The sequence below is a fragment of the Oceanitalea stevensii genome, from assembly GCF_014837105.1.
Classification (GTDB): Bacteria; Actinomycetota; Actinomycetes; order Actinomycetales; family Actinomycetaceae; genus Oceanitalea; species Oceanitalea stevensii.
This window is the reverse complement of sequence record NZ_JACSPO010000001.1, coordinates 567,902-592,148: the sequence shown is the minus strand read 5'-3', so window position 1 is coordinate 592,148 and position 24,247 is coordinate 567,902. Positions and strand designations below refer to the sequence as shown.

General features: G+C 73.1%; 23 protein-coding genes, 4 tRNA genes and 1 pseudogene. 3 read left to right on the top strand and 25 right to left on the bottom strand.

Going from position 1 to position 24,247, the window contains the following annotated elements; genetic code table 11:
- From H9624_RS02765 to H9624_RS02645, 25 genes and pseudogenes are all read right to left on the bottom strand, one after another.
- Positions 1-572: pseudogene (locus H9624_RS02765) on the bottom strand (hypothetical protein); the annotation flags it as partial.
- A gap of 95 nt (positions 573-667) precedes the next feature.
- Positions 668-2,968, bottom strand: coding sequence for a RelA/SpoT family protein (locus H9624_RS02760; RefSeq protein ID WP_251838371.1), 2,301 nt, complete (start codon positions 2,966-2,968; stop codon positions 668-670).
- A gap of 47 nt (positions 2,969-3,015) precedes the next feature.
- Complete coding sequence (locus tag H9624_RS02755; RefSeq protein ID WP_251838370.1) at positions 3,016-3,552, bottom strand: adenine phosphoribosyltransferase; 537 nt, start codon at positions 3,550-3,552, stop codon at positions 3,016-3,018.
- A complete protein-coding gene (secF, locus tag H9624_RS02750; RefSeq protein WP_251838369.1) occupies positions 3,549-4,667 on the bottom strand; it encodes a protein translocase subunit SecF in 1,119 nt (372 codons plus the stop codon). Before secF ends, H9624_RS02755 begins: the two co-directional genes overlap by 4 nt.
- Positions 4,664-6,637: a protein translocase subunit SecD gene (secD, locus tag H9624_RS02745; RefSeq protein ID WP_251838368.1), complete on the bottom strand. Its 1,974-nt coding sequence runs from the start codon at positions 6,635-6,637 to the stop codon at positions 4,664-4,666. Before secD ends, secF begins: the two co-directional genes overlap by 4 nt.
- A 29-nt stretch (positions 6,638-6,666) precedes the next feature.
- The gene (yajC, locus tag H9624_RS02740) at positions 6,667-7,062 is read right to left on the bottom strand and encodes a preprotein translocase subunit YajC (RefSeq protein ID WP_251838367.1); all 396 of its coding nucleotides are present in this window, start codon (positions 7,060-7,062) and stop codon (positions 6,667-6,669) included.
- Positions 7,063-7,165: 103 nt separating this feature from the next.
- The gene (gene ruvB, locus H9624_RS02735; protein WP_251838366.1) at positions 7,166-8,188 is read right to left on the bottom strand and encodes a Holliday junction branch migration DNA helicase RuvB; all 1,023 of its coding nucleotides are present in this window, start codon (positions 8,186-8,188) and stop codon (positions 7,166-7,168) included.
- Positions 8,181-8,780, bottom strand: coding sequence for a Holliday junction branch migration protein RuvA (ruvA, locus tag H9624_RS02730; RefSeq protein ID WP_251838365.1), 600 nt, complete (start codon positions 8,778-8,780; stop codon positions 8,181-8,183). Before ruvA ends, ruvB begins: the two co-directional genes overlap by 8 nt.
- A 54-nt stretch (positions 8,781-8,834) precedes the next feature.
- A complete protein-coding gene (gene ruvC, locus H9624_RS02725; RefSeq protein WP_251838364.1) occupies positions 8,835-9,413 on the bottom strand; it encodes a crossover junction endodeoxyribonuclease RuvC in 579 nt (192 codons plus the stop codon).
- Between the two features lie 53 nt (positions 9,414-9,466).
- A complete protein-coding gene (locus H9624_RS02720) occupies positions 9,467-10,225 on the bottom strand; it encodes a YebC/PmpR family DNA-binding transcriptional regulator (protein WP_251838363.1) in 759 nt (252 codons plus the stop codon).
- Positions 10,226-10,280: 55 nt separating this feature from the next.
- The gene (pdxT, locus tag H9624_RS02715; protein ID WP_251838362.1) at positions 10,281-10,886 is read right to left on the bottom strand and encodes a pyridoxal 5'-phosphate synthase glutaminase subunit PdxT; all 606 of its coding nucleotides are present in this window, start codon (positions 10,884-10,886) and stop codon (positions 10,281-10,283) included.
- Between the two features lie 30 nt (positions 10,887-10,916).
- Positions 10,917-11,450, bottom strand: a complete 534-nt coding sequence (locus H9624_RS02710) for an NUDIX hydrolase (protein WP_251838361.1) — start codon at positions 11,448-11,450, stop codon at positions 10,917-10,919.
- A complete protein-coding gene (gene pdxS, locus H9624_RS02705) occupies positions 11,447-12,358 on the bottom strand; it encodes a pyridoxal 5'-phosphate synthase lyase subunit PdxS (protein ID WP_307784912.1) in 912 nt (303 codons plus the stop codon). The genes H9624_RS02710 and pdxS overlap by 4 nt, the downstream gene beginning before the upstream one ends.
- Positions 12,359-12,479: 121 nt before the next feature.
- Positions 12,480-13,538 (bottom strand): aminotransferase class V-fold PLP-dependent enzyme, encoded by a 1,059-nt coding sequence (locus H9624_RS02700; protein WP_251838360.1) that lies wholly within the window; start codon positions 13,536-13,538, stop codon positions 12,480-12,482.
- An 87-nt stretch (positions 13,539-13,625) separates the two neighbouring features.
- Positions 13,626-14,855 (bottom strand): PrsW family intramembrane metalloprotease, encoded by a 1,230-nt coding sequence (locus H9624_RS02695; RefSeq protein ID WP_251838359.1) that lies wholly within the window; start codon positions 14,853-14,855, stop codon positions 13,626-13,628.
- 56 nt (positions 14,856-14,911) lie between these two features.
- Entirely contained in the window at positions 14,912-15,502 is a 591-nt protein-coding gene (locus H9624_RS02690) for a hypothetical protein (RefSeq protein WP_251838358.1), read from the bottom strand.
- Entirely contained in the window at positions 15,499-16,692 is a 1,194-nt protein-coding gene (locus H9624_RS02685) for a glycosyltransferase family 4 protein (protein ID WP_251838357.1), read from the bottom strand. The genes H9624_RS02690 and H9624_RS02685 overlap by 4 nt, the downstream gene beginning before the upstream one ends.
- Positions 16,692-17,642, bottom strand: a complete 951-nt coding sequence (locus H9624_RS02680) for a phosphatidylinositol mannoside acyltransferase (protein WP_251838356.1) — start codon at positions 17,640-17,642, stop codon at positions 16,692-16,694. The genes H9624_RS02685 and H9624_RS02680 overlap by 1 nt, the downstream gene beginning before the upstream one ends.
- Positions 17,639-18,256 (bottom strand): phosphatidylinositol phosphate synthase, encoded by a 618-nt coding sequence (gene pgsA, locus H9624_RS02675; protein ID WP_251838977.1) that lies wholly within the window; start codon positions 18,254-18,256, stop codon positions 17,639-17,641. Before pgsA ends, H9624_RS02680 begins: the two co-directional genes overlap by 4 nt.
- On the bottom strand, positions 18,253-18,819 hold the full coding sequence (locus H9624_RS02670) for an HIT family protein (RefSeq protein WP_504740228.1): 567 nt from the start codon (positions 18,817-18,819) through the stop codon (positions 18,253-18,255). Before H9624_RS02670 ends, pgsA begins: the two co-directional genes overlap by 4 nt.
- Positions 18,816-20,846: a threonine--tRNA ligase gene (thrS, locus tag H9624_RS02665; RefSeq protein ID WP_372435083.1), complete on the bottom strand. Its 2,031-nt coding sequence runs from the start codon at positions 20,844-20,846 to the stop codon at positions 18,816-18,818. Before thrS ends, H9624_RS02670 begins: the two co-directional genes overlap by 4 nt.
- 139 nt (positions 20,847-20,985) lie before the next feature.
- A complete protein-coding gene (locus tag H9624_RS02660) occupies positions 20,986-21,606 on the bottom strand; it encodes a maleylpyruvate isomerase N-terminal domain-containing protein (RefSeq protein ID WP_251838354.1) in 621 nt (206 codons plus the stop codon).
- A gap of 90 nt (positions 21,607-21,696) precedes the next feature.
- Positions 21,697-21,768: transfer RNA gene (locus H9624_RS02655), tRNA-Val, on the bottom strand.
- 17 nt (positions 21,769-21,785) lie between these two features.
- Positions 21,786-21,856: transfer RNA gene (locus tag H9624_RS02650), tRNA-Cys, on the bottom strand.
- 38 nt (positions 21,857-21,894) lie between these two features.
- Positions 21,895-21,967: transfer RNA gene (locus H9624_RS02645), tRNA-Gly, on the bottom strand.
- Between the two features lie 76 nt (positions 21,968-22,043).
- Between H9624_RS02645 and H9624_RS02640 the strand changes: the two genes are divergently transcribed.
- The 3 genes from H9624_RS02640 to H9624_RS02630 all read left to right on the top strand — a co-directional run bounded on the left by H9624_RS02640 (position 22,044) and on the right by H9624_RS02630 (position 24,245).
- On the top strand, positions 22,044-23,171 hold the full coding sequence (locus H9624_RS02640) for a chorismate-binding protein (protein ID WP_504740227.1): 1,128 nt from the start codon (positions 22,044-22,046) through the stop codon (positions 23,169-23,171).
- Between the two features lie 96 nt (positions 23,172-23,267).
- Complete coding sequence (locus H9624_RS02635; protein ID WP_251838352.1) at positions 23,268-24,125, top strand: aminotransferase class IV; 858 nt, start codon at positions 23,268-23,270, stop codon at positions 24,123-24,125.
- 45 nt (positions 24,126-24,170) lie between these two features.
- Positions 24,171-24,245: transfer RNA gene (locus H9624_RS02630), tRNA-Val, on the top strand.
- The last annotated feature ends 2 nt before the right edge of the window (positions 24,246-24,247 follow it).

The window sequence follows — 24,247 nt, the reverse complement described above, 5'->3', positions numbered from 1 at the left end:
CCCCCCCCCCCCCCCCCCCCCGCCGCGTCCTCGGCCGCCGTGAGGAGGGCCGTGGCGCGCCGGACCGGCGCCCGGCGGCCGGGACGGTTCAGCGCCTCACGCACCTGCGACGGCGCGAGCCCGCCGAGGACGAGGGCGCACGTGCCCGCGACGGCGAGCCCGCCCTCCGCGAAGCACAGGAGGTCGACGGCGGTGCGCAGCGGCGTCGTCGTCGGGACACCGCCCAGACGCTCGACGTCTGCCGCCTCCAGCCGCTGCCGGTGGACCACAGCGATCGCGTGCAGGCGTCGTCCCGGCTCGACGACGACCTCCGCCCGCTCCGGGCACAGACGCCCGGTGTGGACCCACACCGCCGTGGCGCGCGCCAGCGCCGCCCCGGGCGGCACGACACCCTGCAGGGACCACGCCCGGCCTGCCGGGCCGCAGAGCACGTCCACGGGCGCCAGGCCCCCGCCCGGCGTGGCCACGAGCAGTCCGTCGTACCGTTCACCGCCGAGGCCGGGCCGCGCCGCGAGCACCGCCGCCACGGGGGTGGGCGACGGCGGTTCGAGCCAGGCCAGCGCGCGCGTCATGGGCCGAGCCTGCCCCCGCCGTCGGACGCTGCGCTGGGCGGGGGCCGTCCGCTGTGGACGGCCCGAGCGTGAGGCGGGTGCTGTGGAGGACCCGCCTACGTCATCCGGGCCTCGGACCGGGCACCGGTGATCCGGTAGACGTCGAAGACGCCGTCGATGCGCCGGACCGCGGACAGGACGTGCCCGAGGTGGGAGGGCTCGGCCATCTCGAAGACGAACTTCGACAGGGCCACGCGGTCGCGGCTCGTCTGGACCGAGGCCGAGAGGATGTTGACGTGGTTGTCCGACAGCACCCGGGTGACGTCGGAGAGCAGGCCGGCACGGTCGAGCGCCTCGACCTGGATCTGGACGAGGAAGGAGCTCTGGCCGTGCAGCGACCACTCGACGTCCACCATGCGCTCGGGCTCGTTGCGCAGGCTCTCGAGGTTGCCGCAGTCGGTGCGGTGCACCGAGACGCCCGAGCCGCGCGTGACGAATCCGACGACGGGGTCACCGGGCACCGGGGTGCAGCAGCGGGCCAGCTTGACCCACAGGTCGCCGGAGTCCATGCCCTTGACGACGATCCCCGGGTCCCCCGCCCGCAGCCGGGGCCGGCTCTCCCCCGGCATCGTCGCCTCGGCGAGGTCCTCCTCGGCGCCGGACTCCCCGCCCATCGACTGGACGAGCTTTTGGACGATGTTGGTCGCCGACACCTGGCTCTCGCCCACCGCGGCGTACAGCGCCGACACGTCGGCGTAGTTCATCTCGTGCGCGAGCGCGGTGAGGGTGTCGTGCGACATGAGGCGCTGGATCGGCAGGTTCTGCTTGCGCATGGCCCGGGCGATGAGCCCCTTGCCGGCCTCGATCGCCTCCTCGCGGCGCTCCTTGGTGAACCAGGCCCGGATCTTGTTGCGGGCGCGAGGGGTGGTGACGAAGTTGAGCCAGTCACGGCTCGGGCCGGCCGACTCGGACTTGGAGGTGAACACCTCGACGGTGTCACCGTTCTCGAGCCGCGACTCCAGGGACACGAGGCGTCCGTTGACGCGGGCGCCCACGGTCCGGTGGCCCACCTCGGTGTGGACGGCGTAGGCGAAGTCCACGGGGGTCGCGCCCGGTGCCAGGGCCATGACGTCGCCCTTGGGGGTGAAGACGTAGACCTGGGAGCCGGAGATCTCGAAGCGCAACGAGTCGAGGAACTCACCGGGGTCGGCGGTCTCGCGCTGCCAGTCGACGAGCTGGCGCAACCAGCCCATCTCCTCCGCGCCCTTGGGGGCGTCGACGGTCCGGCCGCGCGCGGCCTCCTTGTACTTCCAGTGGGCCGCGACGCCGTACTCCGCCCGGCGGTGCATGTCGTGGGTGCGGATCTGGATCTCCACCGGCTTGCCACCCGGACCGATGACGGTCGTGTGGAGCGACTGGTAGAGGTTGAACTTCGGCATCGCGATGTAGTCCTTGAACCGCCCGGGCAGGGGGTTCCAGCGCGCGTGCATCGTGCCGAGGACGGCGTAGCAGTCCTTGACCGAGTCGACGAGGATGCGGACGCCGACGAGGTCGAAGATGTCGTCGAAGTCGCGGCCGCGCACGATCATCTTCTGGTAGATCGAGTAGTAGTGCTTGGGCCGGCCGGTGACCGTCGCGCGGATCTTGTTCGAGCGCAGGTCCGACTCGATCTGGCCACGCACGGTGGACAGGTACTCGTCACGCGCCGGGGCCCGCTCGGCGACGAGATGGACGATCTCGTCGTAGACCTTGGGGTAGAGGGTGGCGAAGGACAGGTCCTCCAGCTCCCACTTGATCGTGTTCATGCCCAGCCGGTGCGCGAGCGGGGCGTAGATCTCGAGGGTCTCGCGGGCCTTGCGCCCCGCGGAGGCCGCCGAGACGTACTTCCACGTGCGGGCGTTGTGGAGACGGTCGGCGAGCTTGATGACGAGCACCCGGATGTCCCGCGCCATGGCGACGACCATCTTGCGGACCGTCTCGGCCTCGGCGGCCTCACCGTAGGTGACCTTGTCGAGCTTGGTGACGCCGTCGACGAGGAGGGCGATCTCCTCACCGAACTCGCTGCGCAGCTGCTGGAGGGAGTAGTCGGTGTCCTCGACGGTGTCGTGGAGCAGCGCCGCCGCCAGGGTGGGCACCGTCATCCCGAGCTCCGCGAGGATGGTCGTCACGGCGACGGGGTGGGTGATGTACGGGTCACCGCTCTTGCGCAGCTGCCCGCGGTGAGCACGCTCGGCGACGGTGAAGGCCCGCTCGATCAGCGCGGTGTCGGCCCGCGGGTGGTTGGACCTCAGGGCGTGGAGGACCGGCTCGATCGCCGGGGAGGCGCTGTGCCCGCGCGAGCCGAGCAGCGCGAAGCGCGACCGCACCCGGGGTCCGCGTGCGTCCGGGCCTGCGCCGGTGACCGTCTCCTCCGCCATCACCCCATTCTAGGCAGCGTGGCGGCGGATCCGAGCACCGGGGGCCGTCAGTAGCGCAGGATGCTGTCCAGCGGGTAGTCGGTCAGCTGCTCGCGGCCGCGCAGCTCGTCGAGCTCGAGGAGCATCGTCAGGCCCGCCACGCGAGCCCCGGCGCCCTCGATGAGCTCGATGGCGGCGCGGGCGGTGCCCCCGGTGGCGAGGACGTCGTCGATGATGAGGACCCGCTGGTCCGCCGTCACGGTCTCGGGCCGCAGCTCCAGCCGCGCCGTCCCGTACTCCAGGGTGTAGTCCACCCCGGTGACGGGCCCGGGCAGACGCCCGGCCTTGCGGATGGTGATCATCCCGACGCCGAGCGCGTGGGCGAGCGGCGCCGCGAGGATGAAGCCGCGCGACTCGAGCCCGGCGACGGCGTCGACCTTGCCGCGGTAGCGCTCGGCCAGCGCGTCGACGAGCGCTGCGAACGCGGGACCGTCGGCGAGCAGTGGCGTGATGTCCCGGAACAGGACCCCGGGCTCGGGGAAGTCCGGAACCTCACGGACGTGGGAGTCGAGCAGCTGGGTGAGCTCCTCGGGAAAGTCGGTCATCGTCGCCCCTTCCGGCGCTTGGGCTGGGCCGCCTGGCCGCGGTGGGTCCCGGCGACCGTGCTCTCCTCGGGAGCCGCCGCGGCGGCCGGGGCGGCCGGGGCGGCCGGGGCGGCCGCGACGGCCGCGGTGTCCTTGGCCGTCCGGCGGCGACGGCGCTCGAGGACGTCGTCGGTGTGCTGACGGATGTCCTCGCTGCGCTGCTGGAGGATCACCTGCAGCGGTGTGGCGACGAAGACGGAGGACACAGTCGAGACGAACATGCCGACGAACAGCGCGAGGGCGATGTCGCGCAGCGTCCCGGCGCCGAGGAGGAGCGCACCGACGAAGAGGATCGACCCGACCGGCAGCAGCGAGGTGAGCGAGGTGTTGATCGACCGGACCAGGGTCTGGTTGACCGCGAGGTTGGACAGCTCGGCGTAGGTCCGCTCGTGCTGCTCGTCGAGGTCCTGGGTGTTCTCCCGGACCTTGTCGAAGACGACGACCGTGTCGTAGAGCGAGTAGCCGAGGATCGTCAGGAGTCCGATCACCGTGGCCGGGGTGACCTCCCACCCGACGAGGGCGTACACGCCCACGGTGAGCAGGAGGTCGTTGATGAGCGAGACGAGGGCCGCCCCGGCCATCTGCCAGCTGCGGAAGTAGACCGAGAGCACGATCGTCACGAGCACGACGAAGACGAGCAGGCCCACGAGCGCCTGGCGCGTGATGTCCTGCCCCCAGGAGGGGCCGATGAAGGTGGAGGCGACGTCCGCCTCGGGCACGTCGTACGCCTCGGCCAGACCCTGACGCACGGCGTCGGTCTGCTCGGTGGTGAGCTCCTCGGTCTGCACGCGCACCGACGTCGAGCCGACCGTCGTGACCCGAGCGACCTGGCCGGTACCGACCTCCGCGACGACGTCGTGGGCGGGCTGCTCCTCCAGGTTCTGCGTGCCCGTGACGGTGAACTGCGAGCCACCGGTGAACTCGATGCCGGCGTTGATGCCCTTGAAGGCGACGAGGAGCACGGAGAGCAGGACGAGCACGGCCGCGACGGTGAGCCAGGTACGGCGACGCTCGACGAAGGGGAAGGAGCGGTTGCCGGTGTGGAGCTCGTTGCCCAGCTGGGACAGGCGGGTCATCGGCCCTCCTCCTCGGTGGTCGTCGCCTGCTCGGCGGCGCGGCGCTCGGCCGCCCGCCGTTCCGCGATCGTCATCCGGCCGGCACCCACGGGCTGCTTCTCACGCGCGGGTTCCTTCCGGGTGGTGGCGGCGGGCCGCGTCCGCGCCTCACCGACGCGACCACGGCCGCGGTAGCGCGCGGGGTCGACGCCGATGCTCTCGGGGTTGAGGCCCGACAGGCGGTGCCCCTCGCCGAAGAAGCGCGTGCGGATGAGCAGCTGCATGGTCGGGTGGGTGAAGAGGTAGACGACGACGAGGTCGATGAGCGTCGTGAGGCCGAGCGTGAACGCGAAGCCGCGCACGCCGCCGACCGCGAGGAAGTAGAGGATGACCGCGGCGAGGAGGGTGACGAGGTCGGAGACGACGATCGTCCGCTTCGCACGGTTCCAGCCGTGCTCCACAGCGCCCTCGAGGGTCCGGCCGTCGCGAATCTCGTCGCGGATTCGCTCGAAGTAGAGGATGAAGGAGTCCGCCGTGATGCCGACGGCGACGATCAGTCCCGCCACACCGGCGAGGGACAGCCGGTAGCCCTGGAGCCAGGACAGCACGATGATCGCGCCATAGGTCGTGACGGCGGCGATGAGGAGGCTGCTCACCGCCACGACCGCGAGGCCGCGGTACTGCCACAGGAGGTACAGCGCGACGAGCAGGAGGCCCCCGAGGCCGGCGATGAGCCCGCTGCGCAGGTGCTCGGAGCCGAGGGTCGCGGAGATCTGCTCCTCGCTCTGCACCTCGAAGTTGAGCGGCAGGGAGCCGAAGTTCAGCTGGTTGGCGAGCGTGTTGGCGCTCTCGCGGGTGAAGCTGCCGGAGATCTGCGCCTGTCCGTCGAGAATCGCCTGGTTCATCCGGGGCGCGGACACGACAAGGCCGTCCAGGACGATGCCGAACTGGTTCTGCGGCGGCTGCTGGGCGACCAGCCGCTGGGAGACCTCGGCGAAGCGTTCGGTGCCCTCGCCGTTGAACTCGATGTCGACGACCCAGTTGTTGGTCGTCACGCCGCCCTGGGTGACCTCGAGGCCGGAGCCGGCGGACTCGACCTGCGTGCCCTCGACGTCCACGGGACCGAGGACGAACTTCGTCGTCCCGTCCTGGGCGCAGGAGACGAGCGGCTGGTCGGCTGCGTCCTGGACGCCGCCGACGAGGTTCGCCGGGTCGGTGCAGTCCAGGGTGTAGAGGTCGTAGACGAGCTGCTCGGTGATCCAGGCGACGTCGCTGTTGCTCGTCGGCTCGGTCGCCGGGGTGGTCGAGAGCTCGCCGTCGCCGTTCTCGTCGGCGACGGCGAAGGCCGCCTCCTCGATCGCCGCGCGGTCCGCGTCGGCGGGCTCCTCGCCGTCGGCGGGCGCCTCGGTGGCCGCGTCGTCGGCGGGCGCCTCGGTGGCCTCGCTCTCGGCGGTGGTCTCGTCGGCCGCCGGCTCCTCGGTGGTCTCCTCGCCGTCCTCCGGTGCACCGGCCTCGGCGTCACCCTCGGGGCCGGTGGGCAGGCCCTCCTGGCCGGGGTCGATCGGCGTCGGGTCGGTCATCGAGAGGACCGGGCGGAAGCGCAGCTCCGCCGACTGGCGCACGAGGTCGAGGGTGGCCTCGTCGGGCCGGCCGGGAAGGCCGACGACGATGTTGGCCGAGCCCTGCCGGGTGATCTCGGCCTCGGCGACGCCGGAGGCGTCGACACGCTGGCGGATGATCTCGATCGCCTGGTCGATGTCGTCGTCGGTGATCTCACCGTCGCCGCCCTCGGCGTCCGGGTCGAGCCGCGGGGTGAGGATGAGCTGGACGCCGCCCTCGAGGTCGAGGGCCAGGCCGGGCGCGAAGGACGCGCCCCCCTCGGCGTCGTCGTCACCCAGCTGCTGGGCGATCGCAACGGAACCGAACATCGCTGCGACGATGACGAGCAGGACGATGATCCTGCGCAGCGGGCGTGGGGCGGTTGTCGCCAACGCGATCTTCTCTCTGTGTGGAGGGGCGCTCAGGCGCGCCGCTCGTCGCTCTCGTCGCCGGGGCGCTCGTCGGTCGAGGCGGGCTCGTCCGCGCGGGTGAGCGAGGAGGCGTCGTCGGGGACCTCGACCGTGGTGACGTCCTCGTCGTCGGCGGTCTCCTCGTCCACGACCGCAAAGGGCGGCTCGGTGACGGAGTGGATCGCCTCGCGCTTCCACATGGTCTCGACGCCGGGGGTGGACTCGAGGGTGATGACGTCGCCGTCGACGTCGACGATCGTGCCGAAGAAGCCGGAGGCGGTCATGACCTGCTGGCCGACCTCGAGGCTGTTGCGCAGCTCGGCGGCGGCCTGGCGCTGCTTCTTCGCCCCTCGGGACATCATCCACATCATGAGTCCGAACACGGCGATGAGGATGAGGAACTCCACGGCACTACTCCCTTGGTGGCGGCGGGATCGCGACAGGGCGCGTCTCACCGGCGGCAAAATACTGATTGAGTCTAGGTGACGCGGCTGACAGGACGAAACCGCCTCAGCCCCAGAGTGCGCCGTCGTCGGGCCGGGCGAGGCCGAGGTGCTCGTAGGCGGCAGCGGTGGCGACGCGTCCCCGGGGCGTGCGCGAGACGAGGCCCTCGCGCACGAGGAAGGGCTCGGCGACGGTCTCGACGGTCTCGGGCTCCTCCCCCACGGCGACGGCGAGCGTGGACAGCCCCACCGGCCCGCCGCCGAAGCGCTCGCACAGGGCGCGGAGCACCGAGCGGTCGAGGCGGTCCAGGCCGCGCTCGTCGACCTCGAAGAGCGCGAGGGCGGCGTGCGTGGCGGCGAGGTCGAGGGAGCCGGTCCCCCGCACCTGGGCCCAGTCCTGCACGCGCCGCAGCAGCCGGTTGGCGATCCGGGGCGTGCCCCGGGAGCGGCCGGCGAGCTCGGCGGCCGCGGCCGGCTCGAGCTCGGCACCGAGGAGCCGGGCGCTGCGGCTGAGCACCTGCTCGAGCTCGCCCGGCGAGTAGAACTCCAGGTGACCGGTGAAGCCGAACCGGTCCCGCAGCGGGGCCGGCAGCAGGCCGGCGCGCGTGGTGGCACCGACAACGGTGAACCGCGGCAGGGTGAGCGGGATCGCGGTGGCGCCGGGCCCCTTGCCGACGACGACGTCGACGCGGAAGTCCTCCATCGCGAGGTAGAGCATCTCCTCCACCGGCCGGGCCAGGCGGTGGATCTCGTCGATGAACAGGACGTCGTGCTCCTGGAGCGAGGACAGGATCGCCGCGAGGTCCCCCGGGTGCTGGACGGCAGGCCCGGAGGTGAGGCGCAGGGCGCCCTGGAGCTCGGCGGCGATGATCATCGCGAGCGTCGTCTTGCCGAGCCCGGGCGGCCCGGAGAGGAGGACGTGGTCCGGCGCGGAGCCGCGGGCCTTGGCGGCGTCCAGGACGAGGGCCAGCTGGTCGCGGACCACCGCCTGCCCGACGAAGTCCGCGAGCCGGCGCGGACGCAGCGCGGCCTCGGCCGCGCGCTCGAGCTCGTCGGCCTCGGCGTCGAGGAAGGCGGCGTCGTCAGCCACGGCCGTGGCCTCCCAGGTGCTGGAGCGCGCCGCGCAGCACCGCGGCGACGTCGCGGTCGGCCGCGGGCTCGGCGAGGACGGCGCTCACGGCGTCCTCGGCGGCCTTCGCGGACCAGCCGAGCTGGACGAGCGCGTCGACGACCTCGGGCTGGGAGTCGGTGGCGACCGGAGCGGCGCGGACCTCACCGCGCGCGGGGCCGAGCTTGTCCCCGATCTCGAGGAGGATCCGCTGGGCGCCCTTCTTGCCGATGCCGGGCACGCGGGTGAGGGCCACGACGTCCTCCGCGGCGACGGCGGTGCGCAGCTCGTCGGGCTGGTGGACGGCGAGCACGGCGAGGGCGAGGCGCGGGCCCACACCGCTGACGGTCTGGAGGATCTCGAAGACCTCGCGCTCGTCGTCGTCGGCGAAGCCGAAGAGGGTGAGGGAGTCCTCGCGCACGACGAGTGCGGTGGCCAGCCGGGCGTCGGTACCGGCCCGCAGGCCGGCGAGGGTGGCCGGGGTGGCCTGCACCCGCAGCCCGATCCCGCCGACCTCGACGACGGCGGAGTCGAGCCGCACGGACTCGACGGTGCCCCGGACGCTGGCGATCACTGCTGCTCCAATCCCGGCCCGGAGCGCGACCGGGCGAACGTGTGTGCGAACAGGTTACCGGCTGCGGGTGACGGGCCGGGACCGCCGCGCCGCGAGCTCGGCCCTCGCCCACGCCTCCTGCGCCGGCGTCGCGTGCCGGGCCGTAGGACCGACGCCGGGGGTGCCGCCACGCCACAGGTGACAGACCGCCAGCGCGAGGGCGTCGGCGGCGTCGGCCGGCTCGGGACGCTCGGCGAGCCGCAGGATGCGGCGCACCATCTCCTGCACCTGGGGCTTGTCGGCGCGTCCGGAACCGGTGACCGCGGCCTTCACCTCACTGGGCGTGTGCATGCCCAGCGGCAGGCCGGCGCGCGCGGCGGCGACCATGGCGAGCCCGGCGACCTGCGCCGTGCCCATGACCGAGGCGACGTTGTGCTGGGCGAAGACACGCTCCACGGCGACGGCCTCGACGTCGTGCCGGACGATCCACTCCTCGATGCCCGCCGAGATGGTGAGCAGGCGCTGCTGGATCGGCATGTCCGGCGGGGTGCGCAGCACGCCCACCTCGACGAGCGACAGGGTGCGGCGCGGGTCGGAGTCGACGATGCCCAGGCCGCAACGGGTGAGGCCGGGGTCGACTCCGAGGACGCGCATGGCCCCAGTGTCGCAGCCGGGTGGGACGTGCCGCGGGAGCGACACCGCCGGCGTCAGTCCTCGTCGAGCGCGGCGAGGACCTCGTCGGAGGCGTCGAAGTTGGCGAAGACGTTCTGGACGTCGTCGCAGTCCTCGAGGGCGTCGATGAGGCGCAGCACCTTGCGGGCGCCCTCGACGTCGACCTCGACCTCCATCGAGGGGACGAACTGCGCCTCGGCGGAGTCGTAGTCCAGACCCGCGTCCTGCAGCGCGGTGCGCACCGCGACGACGTCACTGGCCTCGCTGAGAACCTGGAAGGCCTCACCGTGGTCGTTGACCTCCTCGGCACCGGCGTCGAGGACGGCCGTGAGGACGTCGTCCTCGGTGAGGCCGTCGCTCTTGGGCACGATGACGACGCCACGCCGGTTGAACAGGTAGGAGACCGAGCCCGGGTCGGCGAGCGTGCCGCCGTTGCGGGTGAAGGCGACGCGGACGTCGGAGGCGGCGCGGTTGCGGTTGTCGGTGAGGCACTCGACGAGCACGGCGACACCACCGGAGGCGTAGCCCTCGTACATGATGGTCTCGTAGTCCGCGCCGCCGGCCTCGGCGCCGGAGCCGCGCTTGACGGCGCGGTCGATGTTGTCGGCCGGGACCGAGTTCCGCTTCGCCTTCTGGATGGCGTCGAAGAGGGTGGGGTTGCCGGCCGGGTCGCCTCCGCCCGTGCGGGCGGCCACCTCGATGTTCTTGACGAGGCGGGCGAAGAGCTTGCCCCGCTTCGCGTCGATCGCGGCCTTCTTGTGCTTGGTGGTTGCCCACTTGGAGTGACCGGACACTGTGTGCTCCTTGCTGACGACGGCGTCCCCGCGGGGACGGTGGGGACAGGTGGCGCTAGGCGTGTGCACGCACCAGGTCGACGAACGCACGGTGCACCCGTGCGTCGTCGCTGATCTCCGGGTGGAAGGCGGTGACGAGCAGCGCTCCCTGTCGAGCTGCCACGATCCTACCGGCGGCGGGTCCGGACCTCACGCGTGCGAGGACCTCGACGCCGTCACCCGCCTCCTCCACCCACGGCGCCCGGATGTACACCGCGCGGAGAGGGGCGTCGACGATGCCGAGCCCGGGCGCCAGGAGGTCCTCCTCGAAGGAGTCCACCTGCCGCCCGAAGGCGTTGCGCCGGACCGTGACGTCCATGCCGCCCACGAGGGGGCCGTGCGCGTCGGCCACCCGGTCGGCGAGCAGCACCATCCCGGCGCACGAGCCGTAGACGGGCAGTCCCGAGCCGACCAGCTCACGCAGCTGCGCGAGCAGGTCGAAGGCGACGAGCAGCTTGCCGATCGTCGTCGACTCCCCGCCCGGGAGGACGAGACCGTCGACGGCGGCGAGCTCACCGGCGCGCCGCACCGGCACGGCGTGGGCGCCGGCGGCCTCGAGGGCCGCGAGGTGCTCGCGCACGTCACCCTGGAGAGCCAGGACGCCGATACGCGGGGAGGTCACGACCCACCAGTCTACGACGCCGTGGGCGTGCTACTCGACGACGTGCTCGCTCGTCCCGTCCCAGCCGCCGGCCAGCCGTCTCGCGAGCCCGGGCAGCTGCCGGGGGTAGACGACCGCGCCGGCCGTCACCGCGGCGTCCAGCTCGTCTAGCTCCCACCAGCGCAGCTCGTCGAGGACGTCGCGCTCGAGCTCGGTCCAGCCGGCGTCGTCCAGGCGCGTGTCGGTACCGCGGGCGAGGAAGAACTCCTCGTCCTGGCGGCAGGTGACGGCGGCGAAGTCGAAGACCGCGCTGCGGGTGAGGACGGGGCCCTCCAGCTGGTCCGCGGACAGGTGCAGACCCGTCTCCTCCCGCAGCTCCCGCAGCGCGCCCGCGCGGACGTCCTCCCCCGGCTCGAGGCCACCGCCGACCGTGAACCACCAGGAGCGGCTCGTCTCCCCCGCGTCGTGGCCGCGCACGAGGAGGAGGCGGTCGGCGTCGTCGAGGAGGATGACGCGCGCGGCGCGCCGGAAGGGCACGCCGTCGGGGCCGGGCACCCAGTCGGGGCCCAGCCCGTAGGTCGTCACCAACCGCGCTCGGCGAGGCGGTGCGGCACGGGGATCTCGTCGACGTTGAGGCCGACCATCGCCTCGCCCAGGCCGCGCGAGACGTCGGCGACGACGGCCGGGTCGTCGAAGAAGGTCGTCGCGCGGACGATGGCGGCGGCGCGCTGCGCCGGGTTGCCGGACTTGAAGATGCCCGAGCCGACGAAGACGCCCTGGGCGCCGAGCTGCATCATCATCGCGGCGTCGGCCGGGGTGGCGATGCCACCGGCGGTGAAGAGGACGACGGGCAGCTGCCCGGTGCGCGCCACCTCGACGACGAGGTCGTATGGCGCCTGCAGCTCCTTGGCGGCGACGAACAGCTCGTCCTCGGGCAGCGAGGTGAGACGGCGGATGTCCTGGCGGATGCGGCGCATGTGCGTGGTGGCGTTGGAGACGTCCCCCGTGCCCGCCTCGCCCTTGGAGCGGATCATGGCCGCGCCCTCGGAGATCCGGCGCAGCGCCTCACCGAGGTTGGTCGCGCCGCACACGAAGGGCACGGTGAACTGCCACTTGTCGATGTGGTGCTCGTAGTCGGCGGGGCTGAGGACCTCGGACTCGTCGACGTAGTCGACGCCGAGGCTCTGGAGGACCTGCGCCTCGACGAAGTGCCCGATGCGGGCCTTGGCCATGACGGGGATGGAGACGGCGGCGATGATCCCGTCGATCATGTCCGGGTCGCTCATCCGCGACACCCCGCCCTGGGAGCGGATGTCCGCGGGCACGCGCTCGAGGGCCATGACGGCGACGGCGCCGGCGTCCTCGGCGATGCGGGCCTGCTCCGGGGTGACGACGTCCATGATGACGCCGCCCTTGAGCATCTCGGCCATGCCCCGCTTGACGCGGGCGGTGCCGACCTGGGGCGCGGCGGGCGTGGTGGGCTCTTGCGACACGGTTGACCTCTGGGATTGTGTGAGGGAGGGACACCGACACTCTAGGTGAGCGGCCGTTCTCGCCGGGCACGTGGTCACCTGCTGGGTGGCCACGTCAGGTACCTGCTGCGACCGGCCCCTGTCAGACGGCGGTGCGCGCACGGTGGAGCGTGCGCACCACCCGATCGACGTCGTCCTCGTCGTTCCACAGGTGGTAGGCGAGCCGCAGGCGTCCGGCACGCCCGCTCGCCCGGATCCCCGCAGCGGTGAGGGCCCGGAGCTTCTCCCCGCGCTCGTCCGCGACCGTCACGACGGCCTGCTGCTGCACGGGCTCCCCGAGCGCCTCGAGGGTCATCGCCCCCAGGCCGGCGCCGTGCCGCCAGACCGCACCGATGTCCAGCGACGCGAAGAGCTCGAGCGCAGGCACGGCACCCACCCAGGCCGGCCAGACCGGGGACACGTCGAAGCGGCGCGCATCGGGCGCCAGGTCCATCGTGGTGCCGTAGACCGACGACCACACGTCGCGCCCGGCGTACCACCCGGCCTGGACGGGCGTGATGAGCTGCTGCAGGTCCCCGCGGACGGTGAGGAACGCCGCACCGCGCGGGGCGCAGAGCCACTTGTAGGCGTGGCACACGGTGAGGTCGAGCTGGTCGGCGTCCACGGGGTGGATGCCCGCCGCCTGCGTGAGGTCGCAGAAGGTGCGTGCGCCGTGCCGCGCGGCCTCCCGCACGACGGCGTCGACATCGGCGACGTCACCCGTCGCGGACTGGATGTAGGAGAACGCGACGAGCGTCGTCCCGCTGTGGACGGCCTCAGCGAGGTCGGCGAGCGGCACCGCCCGGACGGTGAGGTCCGGACGGACGAGGAAGGGGTAGGTCATCGAGGTGAACTCGCCCTCGACGGTCAGGACCTCCGAGCCGGCCGGGAGCCAGGCCGCGACCACGCCGGCGAGCACCGACGTCTGCGAGCCGATCGCGACGTCCTGCGCGTCGACGCCGACGAGCTCGGCGTACAGCGCCCGCCCGGCGGTCACGACCCCCTCGTAGTCGGCCGGCGTGCGACCGCCGTCGAAGGTGGCGGAGAGGTCCTCACGGAGGGCCGTCACGGTGGCCCGGCACGGCAGGCCCATCGACGCGGAGGCCAGGTAGCCGGCGGTGCCGCCGAACTCCGCGCGGGCGAGGTCGAGGGAGAGTGCCATGGGTCCAGGGTGTTCCCACCCGGTCCCCCGGACAAGCGCTTTCGACCTCGGGCCGCGGCGCGTGGGTGCGCGTGGGGAGGACCGTTGTCAGCGGACCTGGGTGAGCGCCTGGAGGAAGGTGGTGCGCGAGGTGGTGACCCGGTCGAGGAGCACCCGCTCGTCGTGGTGGTAGCTGGGCTCGGCTCGGCCGGTGGCGAAGCGCTGGCGGCCCAGGGCGAGTGCGGTCGCCGAGTGCTGGAAGGTCCTCATCGCGGCCTTGGCGGAGGGGCCGCCGCGCGCGGCCCACGACATGGCGGCCCGCCGGCCGGGGAAGGAGCCGAGCATCGTGACCTCGTGCGGGGCCAGCCAGCCGGCGCGAGCGTACTCGACGAGCCGCCCGGTGATGACGCGCCGCTCCCGGCGGCGCAGCCAGACGACGAGGATGATCCCCGCGACGAACAGCGGCACCTGGACGAGGACGTAGAGACCGAAGAAGGAGCCGGTGAAGGTGCTGCCGTTCCACAGGGCGTGGAGCAGCACCGCCACGAGCCACCCGAGGGGAAGCGCCCCCACCCACGCGAAGGAGGACCGGCTGCGGGCGGCGAGGCCGAGCGCGATGCCGATCGCCACCGTGAACATCACGTGCGCGAACGGGGACAGGATCCCGCGCATGATGAAGATCTGCGGGAGCATGTCGATGGAGCGGCCGAAGTAGAGGATGTTCTCGACGAAGGCGAAACCGGCTGCCACCGTCGCGGCGTAGACGATGCCGTCGACCGGCCCGTCGAAGTACCGGCGGCGGGCGAGGAAGAGGATGAGCACGCCCATCCCCTTGGCGGTCTCCTCGATGAGCGGTGCGCCGAGCGCGGCGCCGAGGACCTCGGCCGTCTCGACGTTCCCGGTGCTGTAGTAGACGGCGGTGGAGAAGGCCGTGTTGAGCCAGATCGACACGAGCGTGGAGACTCCGGCTCCCCAGAGGAACGCGAAGAGCAACGCGTACCGGGGCTCGGGCTCCCACCGGTCGATCCAGCGGATGCCGAGGAGGACGGCTGCGAGCGGGACGAGCGCGACGATGCCGCCGGTGAGCGCCGCGCCGGCGCTCGTGAGGCTGGCGATCTGCGCGACGGTCGCGATGAGCGCGAGGATCCCCACCCCGGTGCCCACGAGGACGAAGACCGTTCCGCCCCGCCGCGGCCGGGGCGGCTGCCAGGGCGCCTGGGCGGGCGCCGGCGGGCCACCCGTCCCCCAGGGCGCGGTCTGCGGCTGCTGGCCGGCCAGGTAGGCGGTGGGCTGCGCCGGGCGCCCGGACGGCGGGTAGGGCTGAGGGGGAAGGGCCATGGCGATCAGCGTAGGGCCAGCCGACGACGCCGCCCGCGGAGGGCGGACGGCCGCGCTCAGCGTGCGGGCCGGGCGTCGTCCATGTCGAAGGCGTGCGGCATCGGGGCCCGGCCGGCGAGGTGGAGGACCCGCACGACGGGGTTGGCGCGCATGCGTCGCACCTCGGCGACGTGGGCGTTGTGGAACCGGCGGGCGAGCTCGAGCCGGTACCAGGCGGCGTCGAGCCGGTGGAGCGGGTCGACCGCCAGCGGGTTGTCCCCGAGCGGCTCGGTGTCGGCGTGCGACTCGAGCAGGGCGCGCAGGGTGCGGGACAGCTCGGACTCGACGAGGGAGCGGTCGACGTCGCCGACGGGCTCCTCGACGTCCGGCTCGCCCTCGAGGCCGTCGGGGACCACGCGACCGGGCGCCCCGGCGCTGGCGCGCTGGGCGACGTCGGCGAGGAGCACGGCCTCGACGGGGTCGAGGGCGCCACTCATCGCGAGCTCGTGGGCGGCAGCCGCGCGCTGGGCCAGCTGGAGCTCGAGGGTGGCGCGGGAGCGCAGCACCTTGCGGTGCAGGCGGTCCACGCGCGAGGCGAGCAGCCACAGCACCCAGCCGAGGACGAGCACGAGCAGCACGACGACGAGCGTCCAGCCCTCCCAGGTCACAGCGCCCCCTCCGTCCTGCTGTCCAGCGCCGCGCGCAGGCGGCCGACCACGGTGCGGGAGCGCGGGTCCTCCCGCACGTGACGGCCGCTCGCCGTCACCATCTCGTAGACCGCGAGGACCTGGCGGGTGACGACGGACCAGTCGAAGCGGCGCACGCCCTCGCGTGCCGCCTCGCGCACGGGGCGGGAGGCGTCCCGGTCGCGCAGGGCGGGCACGAGCGCGGCAGCGAGGGCTGCGGCGTCGCCGGTGGGGAAGAGGGTGCCGTACCGGCCGCCGTCGAGCACGGCGCGGAAGGCGGGGATGTCGCTGGCGACGACGTGCGCGCCGGCGCTCATGGCCTCGACGAGGACGATCCCGAAGCTCTCCCCGCCGGTGTGCGGGGCGACGTAGACGTCGGCGGACGCGAGCAGCGACTCCTTCTCCGCGTCGCTCACCGGCCCGAGGAAGGTGACGGCGTCCCCGAGGTGGCCGAGGGAGGCGCGGTACTCGGTGACGTCTCCGCGGCCGGCGACGAGGAAGCGGGCGCCGGGGACCTGCGCGAGGACCTGCGGGATCGCCTCGGCGAGCACGGGCAGACCCTTGCGCGCCTCGTCGAGCCGGCCGAGGAAGGCGACGGTGGGCCGCTCGTCGGTGCCGCACCAGGCCTCCGCGCGCGGGGCGCCGGCGAAGCGGTCGACGAACACGCCGTTGGGCACGACGACGGCGTCCCCGCCCAGGTGCTCGACGACGGTGCGCCGGGCCTCCTCCGACACGGCGATCCGGCCGCCGATCTTCTCCAGCAGGGGCCGGACGAGCGGCGAGGCCACCTGGAGGGCGCGGGAGCGGTCCATGGCGGTGTGGAAGGTGCCGACGATCGGCCCGTCGGCGATCCACAGCGCGAGCATGGACAGGCTCGGGGTGATGGGCTCGTGGAGGTGGAGGACGTCGAAGTCCCCCTCCTCGAGCCAGCGGCGCGTGCGCGCCGCGGCGACGGGACCGAAGTTGAGGCGCGCCACCGAGCCGTTGTACGGCAGGGCGACGGTGCGGCCGGCGGGCACGATGTAGTCGGGCACGGGGGTGGTGTCCTCGGCCGGGGCGAGGACGCTCACCTCGTGCCCGGTGGCGATGAGGTGCTCGGCGAGGTCACGGACGTGGAACTGGACGCCGCCCGGCACGTCGAAGGAGTAGCCGCAGACGATGCCGATACGCATCAGGCCACGCTCCCGGCGGGCTTGAGGCGCGCGGGGTCGAGGTCGCCCACGAAGAGCGGCTGGAGCATGTGCCAGTCCTCCGGGTGGGCCTGGACGGCCGCACCGAGCTCGTCGACCCACGCCTGGGTGAGGGCCGCGATCGTCTCCTCCCGGGAGGCGCCGGCCGGCGGGCTGATGGGGTCACCGAAGGTGATGACGATGCCCCACCGGCTGCCGGCCGCCTGGCGGCGCGGCCCGCGGAGGCGCTCGTAGTGGATCCCGACGAAGGCGAGGGCACTGCCGGTGGCGACGGCGAGCGTGGCCGGGCCGGGTGCCACGCGGGCCCGCTCCCCCAGCAGCCCGACGTCGACGTTCGTGCGGGACAGGTCGCGGTCGGCGAGCAGCGGCACGAGGGGGACGCCGGCGCGCGTCTCGCGCAGCAGCTCGCGGAAGGTGGAGCCGTCCTTCTCGAGCGGGATGATCGTCATGCCCAGCCCACGCCGGAAGTCGAGGAAGCTCTGGAAGAGCTCCTCCGGCTCGAGGTGCTCGGCGACCGTGACGACGGGGGCGAGGAAGCGGGTGGCCCACGCGCCGGCGAGGTCCCAGTTGCCCAGGTGCCCGAGGGCGACGACGACAGGCCGTCCGGCGGCTCGCTCAGCGCGGATCCACTCGTCGTTGACGGCGCGCACGCGCTGCCCGAGCTGGGCCTCGCTCACCGTCGGCAGCCGCAGCGACTCCTCGTAGTACCGCATGTACGAGCGCATGCCGCGGCGGGTGAGGCGGCGCAGCTGACGGGGGGACGCGTCGGGGACGGCGCGGGCGATGTTGGCGCGCAGCTGCCCCACGCCGGCCACGCCGGTGAGCGCGGCCAGCTCGGCGGCGCCGGCGAAGAGCGCGGAGGAGAGCCAGCCGGGCAGGCGGGGGACGACACGCGCGGCGGTGAGCAGCAGCGCTGCGGGGTCCGGGCTCATGCCGTCCCCGCCAGGTCGCCCCGCGTCTGGCGACGCACGGCCGCCATGCGCTGGCCCACCGTGTAGAGGCTCGCGAGGGCGAGGAGCCCGAGCGCGACGACGAGGACCGCCACGGGTGCACCCAGTCCCACGGCGAGCACCGCCGCGAGGGCGACGAAGAGACGGTCGGCACGCTCGGCGATGCCGCCGGAGGCCGTCATGCCCAGGCCCTCGGCGCGGGCCTTGGCGTAGGGGACGACGCTGCCGAGGACGAGGCAGGCCAGGGCGGTGCCGAGCACCCACGTCTCCTCCGCGCCGATCGCCCACAGGAGGATCCCGGAGAAGATCGCGGCGTCGGCGAGCCGGTCGAGGGTGGAGTCGAGGAAGGCGCCCCAGCGCGTGGAGCGGCCCAGCATCCGGGCCATGAGACCGTCGACGCTGTCGATGAGGACGACGACGGCGATGGCGAGCGGCCCGGCGACGAAGTGCCCGGACGGGAGCAGCCACAGCGCGACCGCCACGGTGAGGACGGTCCCGGTGACGGTGACGGTGTCGGGGCTGACCCCGGCTCGGACGAGGGTGCGCGCGACGGGGCCGAAGATCGCGTTGGTGACGACGCGCCCCTTGGAGCTCAGCACGTCGCCCCCGGCCACGCCGCGGCGAGCAGCTCCCGGGTCTCGCCGAGCACCTGCGGCAGGGCCTTGGTGCCCGCGATGATGGGGAAGAAGTTGGCGTCCCCGCCCCACCGGGGCACGACGTGCTGGTGGAGGTGCGCGGCGATCCCGGCCCCGGCGGCCTCGCCCTGGTTCATCCCGAGATTGAAGCCGTGCGGCGCGCTGACCGCCCGCAGCACGGTCATCGCGGTGGCGCTGAGCGCGCCCACCTCGTCCCGCTCCGCCGTCGTCAGCTCGGTGAGGTCGGCGACGTGACGGTAGGGGCACACGAGAAGGTGTCCGGGGTTGTACGGGTAGAGGTTGAGGACGACGTAGGCGTGCTCACCGCGGTGGACGATGAGCGCCTCGGCGTCCTCCCGCTGCGGTGCCCGGCAGAAGGGGCACTGACCGGTGGTCGCGTCGTCGGGCTTGTCGTGGCCGTCGACGTAGGCCATCCGGTGCGGGGTCCACAGCCGCTGGAACGCGTCGGGGACGCCGACGAGCCCCTCCGCCGGCTCGCCGCTCGGCGGCGACACGTCTCTCACGCCGTCAGCACCTGCCGACGCTCGGCGATGGCCGAGGTGATGAGCTCGACCGCCTCGGCCACGGGGACCCCGTTGCGCTGGGAACCGTCGCGGAACCGGAAGGAGACCGCTCCGGCGTCGGCGTCCTCGCCGCCCGCGATGAGGATGAAGGGGACCTTCTCCTTCGTCGCGTTGCGGATCTTCTTGTTGAAGCGGTCGTCGCTCTGGTCGAGCTCGGCGCGCACGCCGCGGGCACGGAGCTGGGCGACGACGTCGGCGAGGTAGTCGTCGAAGACGTCGGCGACCGGCACGGCGACGACCTGGACGGGCGCGAGCCACGCGGGGAAGGCACCGGCGTAGTGCTCGAGGAGCACGCCGAAGAAGCGCTCGATGGAACCGAAGAGGGCGCGGTGGATCATCACCGGGCGCTGGCGGGTGCCGTCGGCGGCCTGGTACTCGAGGTCGAAGAGCTCCGGCAGGTTGAAGTCGAGCTGGATGGTCGACATCTGCCAGGTGCGGCCGATGGCGTCCTTGGCCTGGACGGAGATCTTCGGGCCGTAGAACGCGGCGCCGCCGGGGTCGGGGACGAGGTCGAGGCCGGAGGCGGTGGCGACCTCCTCGAGCACGCGGGTGGCCTCCTCCCACGTCGCCTCGTCGCCGACGGACTTCTCCGGGTCACGGGTGGAGAGCTCGAGGTAGAAGTCGTCGAGCCCGTAGTCCTTGAGGAGGTCGAGGACGAAGGTGAGCAGGGAGTTCAGCTCGTCCTTCATCTGCTCGCGGGTGCAGTAGATGTGGGCGTCGTCCTGGGTGAAGCCGCGGGCGCGGGTGAGGCCGTGGACGACGCCGGACTTCTCGTACCGGTACACGGTGCCGAACTCGAAGAGCCGCAGCGGCAGCTCGCGGTAGGAGCGGCCGCGGGAGCCGAAGACGAGGTTGTGCATCGGGCAGTTCATCGGCTTGAGGTAGTAGTCCTGCCCCTGCCGCTTGACGTTGCCCTCGGCGTCGCGCTCCTCGTCCAGGTGCATCGGGGGGTACATGCCCTCGCGGTACCAGTCGAGGTGCCCGGAGGTCTCGAACAGGTGGCCCTTGGTGATGTGGGGCGTGTTGACGAAGGAGTAGCCGGCCTGGACGTGACGGCGGCGGGAGTACTCCTCCATCTCCATGCGGATCATCGCGCCCTTGGGGTGGAAGACGGGCAGCCCGGAGCCGATCTCGTCCGGGAAGGAGAAGAGGTCCATCTCCGAGCCGAGGCGACGGTGGTCGCGGCGCTCGGCCTCGGCCAGGCGCTCCTGGTAGGCCTTGAGCTCGTCCTTCGTGGGCCACGCGGTGCCGTAGACGCGCTGCAGCTGGGGGTTCTTCTCACTGCCCCGCCAGTAGGCGGCGGCCGAGCGCATGAGCGCGAAGCCGTTGCCGATGAGCTTGGTGCTGGGCAGGTGGGGGCCGCGGCACAGGTCCTTCCAGGCCACCTCTCCCCCGCGGCGGACGTTGTCGTAGATCGTCAGCTCGCCGGCGCCGACCTCCACCGAGGCACCCTCGGCGGCGTCCTCCGCGCTGGAGCCCTTGAGGCCGATGAGCTCGAGCTTGTAGGGCTCGTCGGCGAGCTCGGCGCGGGCCTCGTCGTCGGTGACGACACGGCGCACGAAGGTCTGACCCTCGCGGATGATCCGGTTCATCTGCTTCTCGAGGTCCTTGAGGTCCTCGGGCGTGAACGGGGTCTCGACGTCGAAGTCGTAGTAGAAGCCGTCCTTGATGGGCGGGCCGATGCCGAGGCGCGCGTCCGAGCGCACCTGCTGCACGGCCTGGGCCAGCACGTGGGCGGCGGAGTGGCGCAGGATGGACAGGCCGTCCTCGCTCGCGATGTCGACCTTCTCGACGACGGCGCCGGCCGGCAGGCCCGACACGTCGGTGGCGAGGTCCTTGAGCTGGCCGTCAACCCGGATGGCGACGACGGCGCGGTCCTCACCGAACAGGTCCGTCCCGGTGGTGCCCTCGGTGACCGTCCGCTCGGCGCCGTCGACGTGGATGACCTGCTCGGAGACGGATGACACAGTGGGCTCCCGCTGAAGATCTGACATGACTGACCGATCGTACTCAGGTTGCCCGGGCGCCCCCGGCCCCGTCCCGCCCCGTGTGCCGAATCGTCACCGATCCGTTGCAGGAGTCGCGGCCGTCACACCGGGCGCCACGTCAGAGGACGCCGAACCCGGGCGGCAGCGGGGCCCGCCCGGTGAGGGCCGCGAGGACCTGCGGCCCGTGCCCCGACGCGACCGCCGTCTGCGTCGCCAGCTCCAGCGCCCCGGCCACGGCCGGCGACGGGAGGACGCCAGGCAGGTCGAGCGCCCGGGTGAGGTCGAGGCCGTGCACGACGAGCTCGAAGGTGCGGGTGCGCAGGTACTCCTCCAGCCGCAGGTGGCCGAAGCGGGTCGCGACGAGGCGCTGCACGGGCAGACCGTCCAGTGCGCGGGCGACCTCGCCGGTGAGCTCGACGGTCCGCGCGGCAGGGTCATGGCCGAGCTCGACCCCGGCCGCGTGCCCGCGGGCCGCCACGGCGTCGTCGGCGGCGGCCTTGTCCGGGGACGCGGCGAAGGCCGCGAAGTACTCGGGTGCGGTGAGGACGTCGGCGCCCTCCTCGGGCTCGGGCACCGCGAGGTAGTCGACGACGGTCGTGAGGGCACGGGTCGTGTGCCCGACGAGGGCGCGCACGTCCCACACGCCGAGCGCCGGCCGCTGCCAGTCCTCGGGGCGGACCAGCGCCACGAGACGGGTGTAGGCGCGGGCGGTGTCGAGGTAGAGCGTGACCTGGTCCACAGCGGTCCTCCTCCTGGCGAGGAGGACACGGTAGACCCGCGCGGGGGAACGACGAAGCCCCCGGCCTGCTGGCCGGGGGCTTCGTTCTCGTGGGCGATACTGGGATCGAACCAGTGACCTCTTCCGTGTCAGGGAAGCGCGCTACCGCTGCGCCAATCGCCCTTGTCTTGCTTCAACCGAGGTGGCGACGGGATTCGAACCCGTGTATACGGCTTTGCAGGCCGCTGCCTCGCCTCTCGGCCACGCCACCCTGAGGCTTGTACTGCCCCACCGGGGGGTGGTACCTCGAGCGGATGACGGGACTCGAACCCGCGACCCTCACCTTGGCAAGGTGATGCTCTACCAACTGAGCCACATCCGCGTTGCTGCCGGGCTTCCCCGGCGGCGTTGCCAACATTAGCCGAGGGGAGGGCCGCACGTCCAACTCGCCCACTAGCGTGGCGAGAGTGACCTCAGCAGCCCCCTCCGGACGCCTCCAGGAGGCCCGCGCGGACTTCCCCGGAGTCCGCGCTCGCGGCCTCGTCCAGTGCGCTGACCTGCGCAAACACCCCGAGGTGCTGAGCTCGGGGTGGTGGGCGGTGGTGGCCGACTTCGAGGGCTCCGTGACCGGCTGGCGGTTCGCCGAAGCCACCTCCGACGTCCACGATGTGACAAGGACCACGGGCGAATCTGGCCCGTCCGGCCGCGCCGGCTGGGAGGGCCCCTCCCCCGCGTCCTGGCGCAGCTCCCTGGACGAGAAGGGCTACGTCGCGGCCGTGCGTCGGGTCCGCGAGGCGGTCCGCGAGGGGGACGTCTACCAGGCCAACATCTGCCGGGTGCTGTCCGCCCCGCTCGGCTCGGTGACGGCGGAGCCGGATGCCGCCGCGCTCGCCGCCGTCCTCGCGGCCGGCAACCCCGCCCCCCACGCGGGGACGGTCCACGTCCCGCTCGGGGCGGCCGACCGTCCGGTGTGGGTGGTCAGCGCCTCCCCCGAGCTCTTCCTCTCCGTCCGGGACGGGCGGGTGGTGTCCGGGCCGATCAAGGGCACGGCCACCCGGGCGGAGGACCTCGGCGCCAAGGACCGCGCGGAGAACATCATGATCACCGACCTCGTCCGCAACGACCTCCAGCGCGTGTGCCTGCCGGGCACGGTCGAGGTGCTCGACCTGTGCGCCGTCGAGCAGCACCCCGGGCTCGTCCACCTCGTCTCGCGGGTCGGCGGCACACTCCGCGACCCCCTGGACGCCGCCGGCTGGGCGGCGCTGCTCGACGCCACGCTGCCGCCCGCCTCGGTGAGCGGCGCCCCGAAGTCGAGCGCCCTGCGACTCATCAGCGAGCTGGAGCCGGGGCCACGCGGCCCGTACTGCGGGGCGGTCGGCTGGATCGACGCCGACAACGGGCGGGCGGAGCTCGCCGTCGGGATCCGCACCTTCTGGTGGACCCCACCTACCGGACCCGGCGCCGGCGCGCTCCACTTCGGCACCGGCGCAGGCATCACGTGGGGCAGCGACCCGCAGGCCGAGTGGCACGAGACCGAGCTCAAGGCGTCCCGCCTCGTCGCCCTCGCCTCCACCCCGCCCCGCTGACCTTCCCGCTTCCCCTCCGACCTCTGCTCGTCCCGCACGTCCCGACGAGGTGAACCGGGGAGGTCACCACGGCGCCTCTGGTGGCACGCTTCACCCATGAGCACTCTCGTGTGGTTCGACGGCGAGGTCCGGCCGGCCGAGGAGCCCGTCGTCACGGCCCTGGACCGGGGCCTCACGGTGGGCGACGGCGTGTTCGACACCTGCGTCGTCGTCGCCGGACGACCCTTCGCCCTGCGCCGGCACGTGGCCCGGCTTGTCCGCTCGGCCACGACCGCGGGCCTGCCCGTCCCGCCCGCCGACGTCGTCACCTCCGCCGCCCTCGACCTCGCCGCCCGGCTCGAGGGCGGGAGCGGCCGGCTGCGGGTGACGTGGACCGCCGGCCCGCTGCCCGCCGGGGCGACCCGCGCCGCGGCGACACCCACGCTGCTCCTCACCGCCTCCGCCGAGGCCGTCCCCCACCCGGGAGCCGACGGACCGCGCCCGCGCACCGCCGTCGTCGTCGTGCCGTGGGTGCGCAACGAGCGCTCCCCGCTCGTGGGGGTGAAGTCCACCTCCTACGGGGAGAACGTCCTCGCGCTCGAGCACGTCCGCCGCCAGGGCGGGACCGAGGCGGTGCTCGCCAACACCCGCCACGAGCTGTGCGAGGGCTCGGCGTCCAACGTCTTCCTCGAGACCGGCGGCGAGCTGCTCACCCCTCCCCTGACCTCCGGCTGCCTGGCGGGCGTCACCCGAGAGCTCGTCCTCGAGTGGGCGGCCGAGGCCGGGCTGCCGGTGCGCGAGGCGGTCGTGCCCATGGGCGACTTCCTCGCGGCGGAGCACGCGGCCGTGACCTCCGCCACCCGCGGCATCGTCCCGGTCGACAGCATCGACGGCCGTGAGATCACGCCGGGGCCGGTGACGCTGCGGGTCCAGGAGCTCTACGCGGCGCGGGCCGCGGAGGAGCTCGACCCGTGAGCGGTTTGGGAACGCGCCCGCCGGTGGGCTAACATCGTCCAGCGCGGGCGATTGGCTCAGTGGTAGAGCGCCTCGTTCACACCGAGGAGGTCACTGGTTCGAACCCAGTATCGCCCACCAGC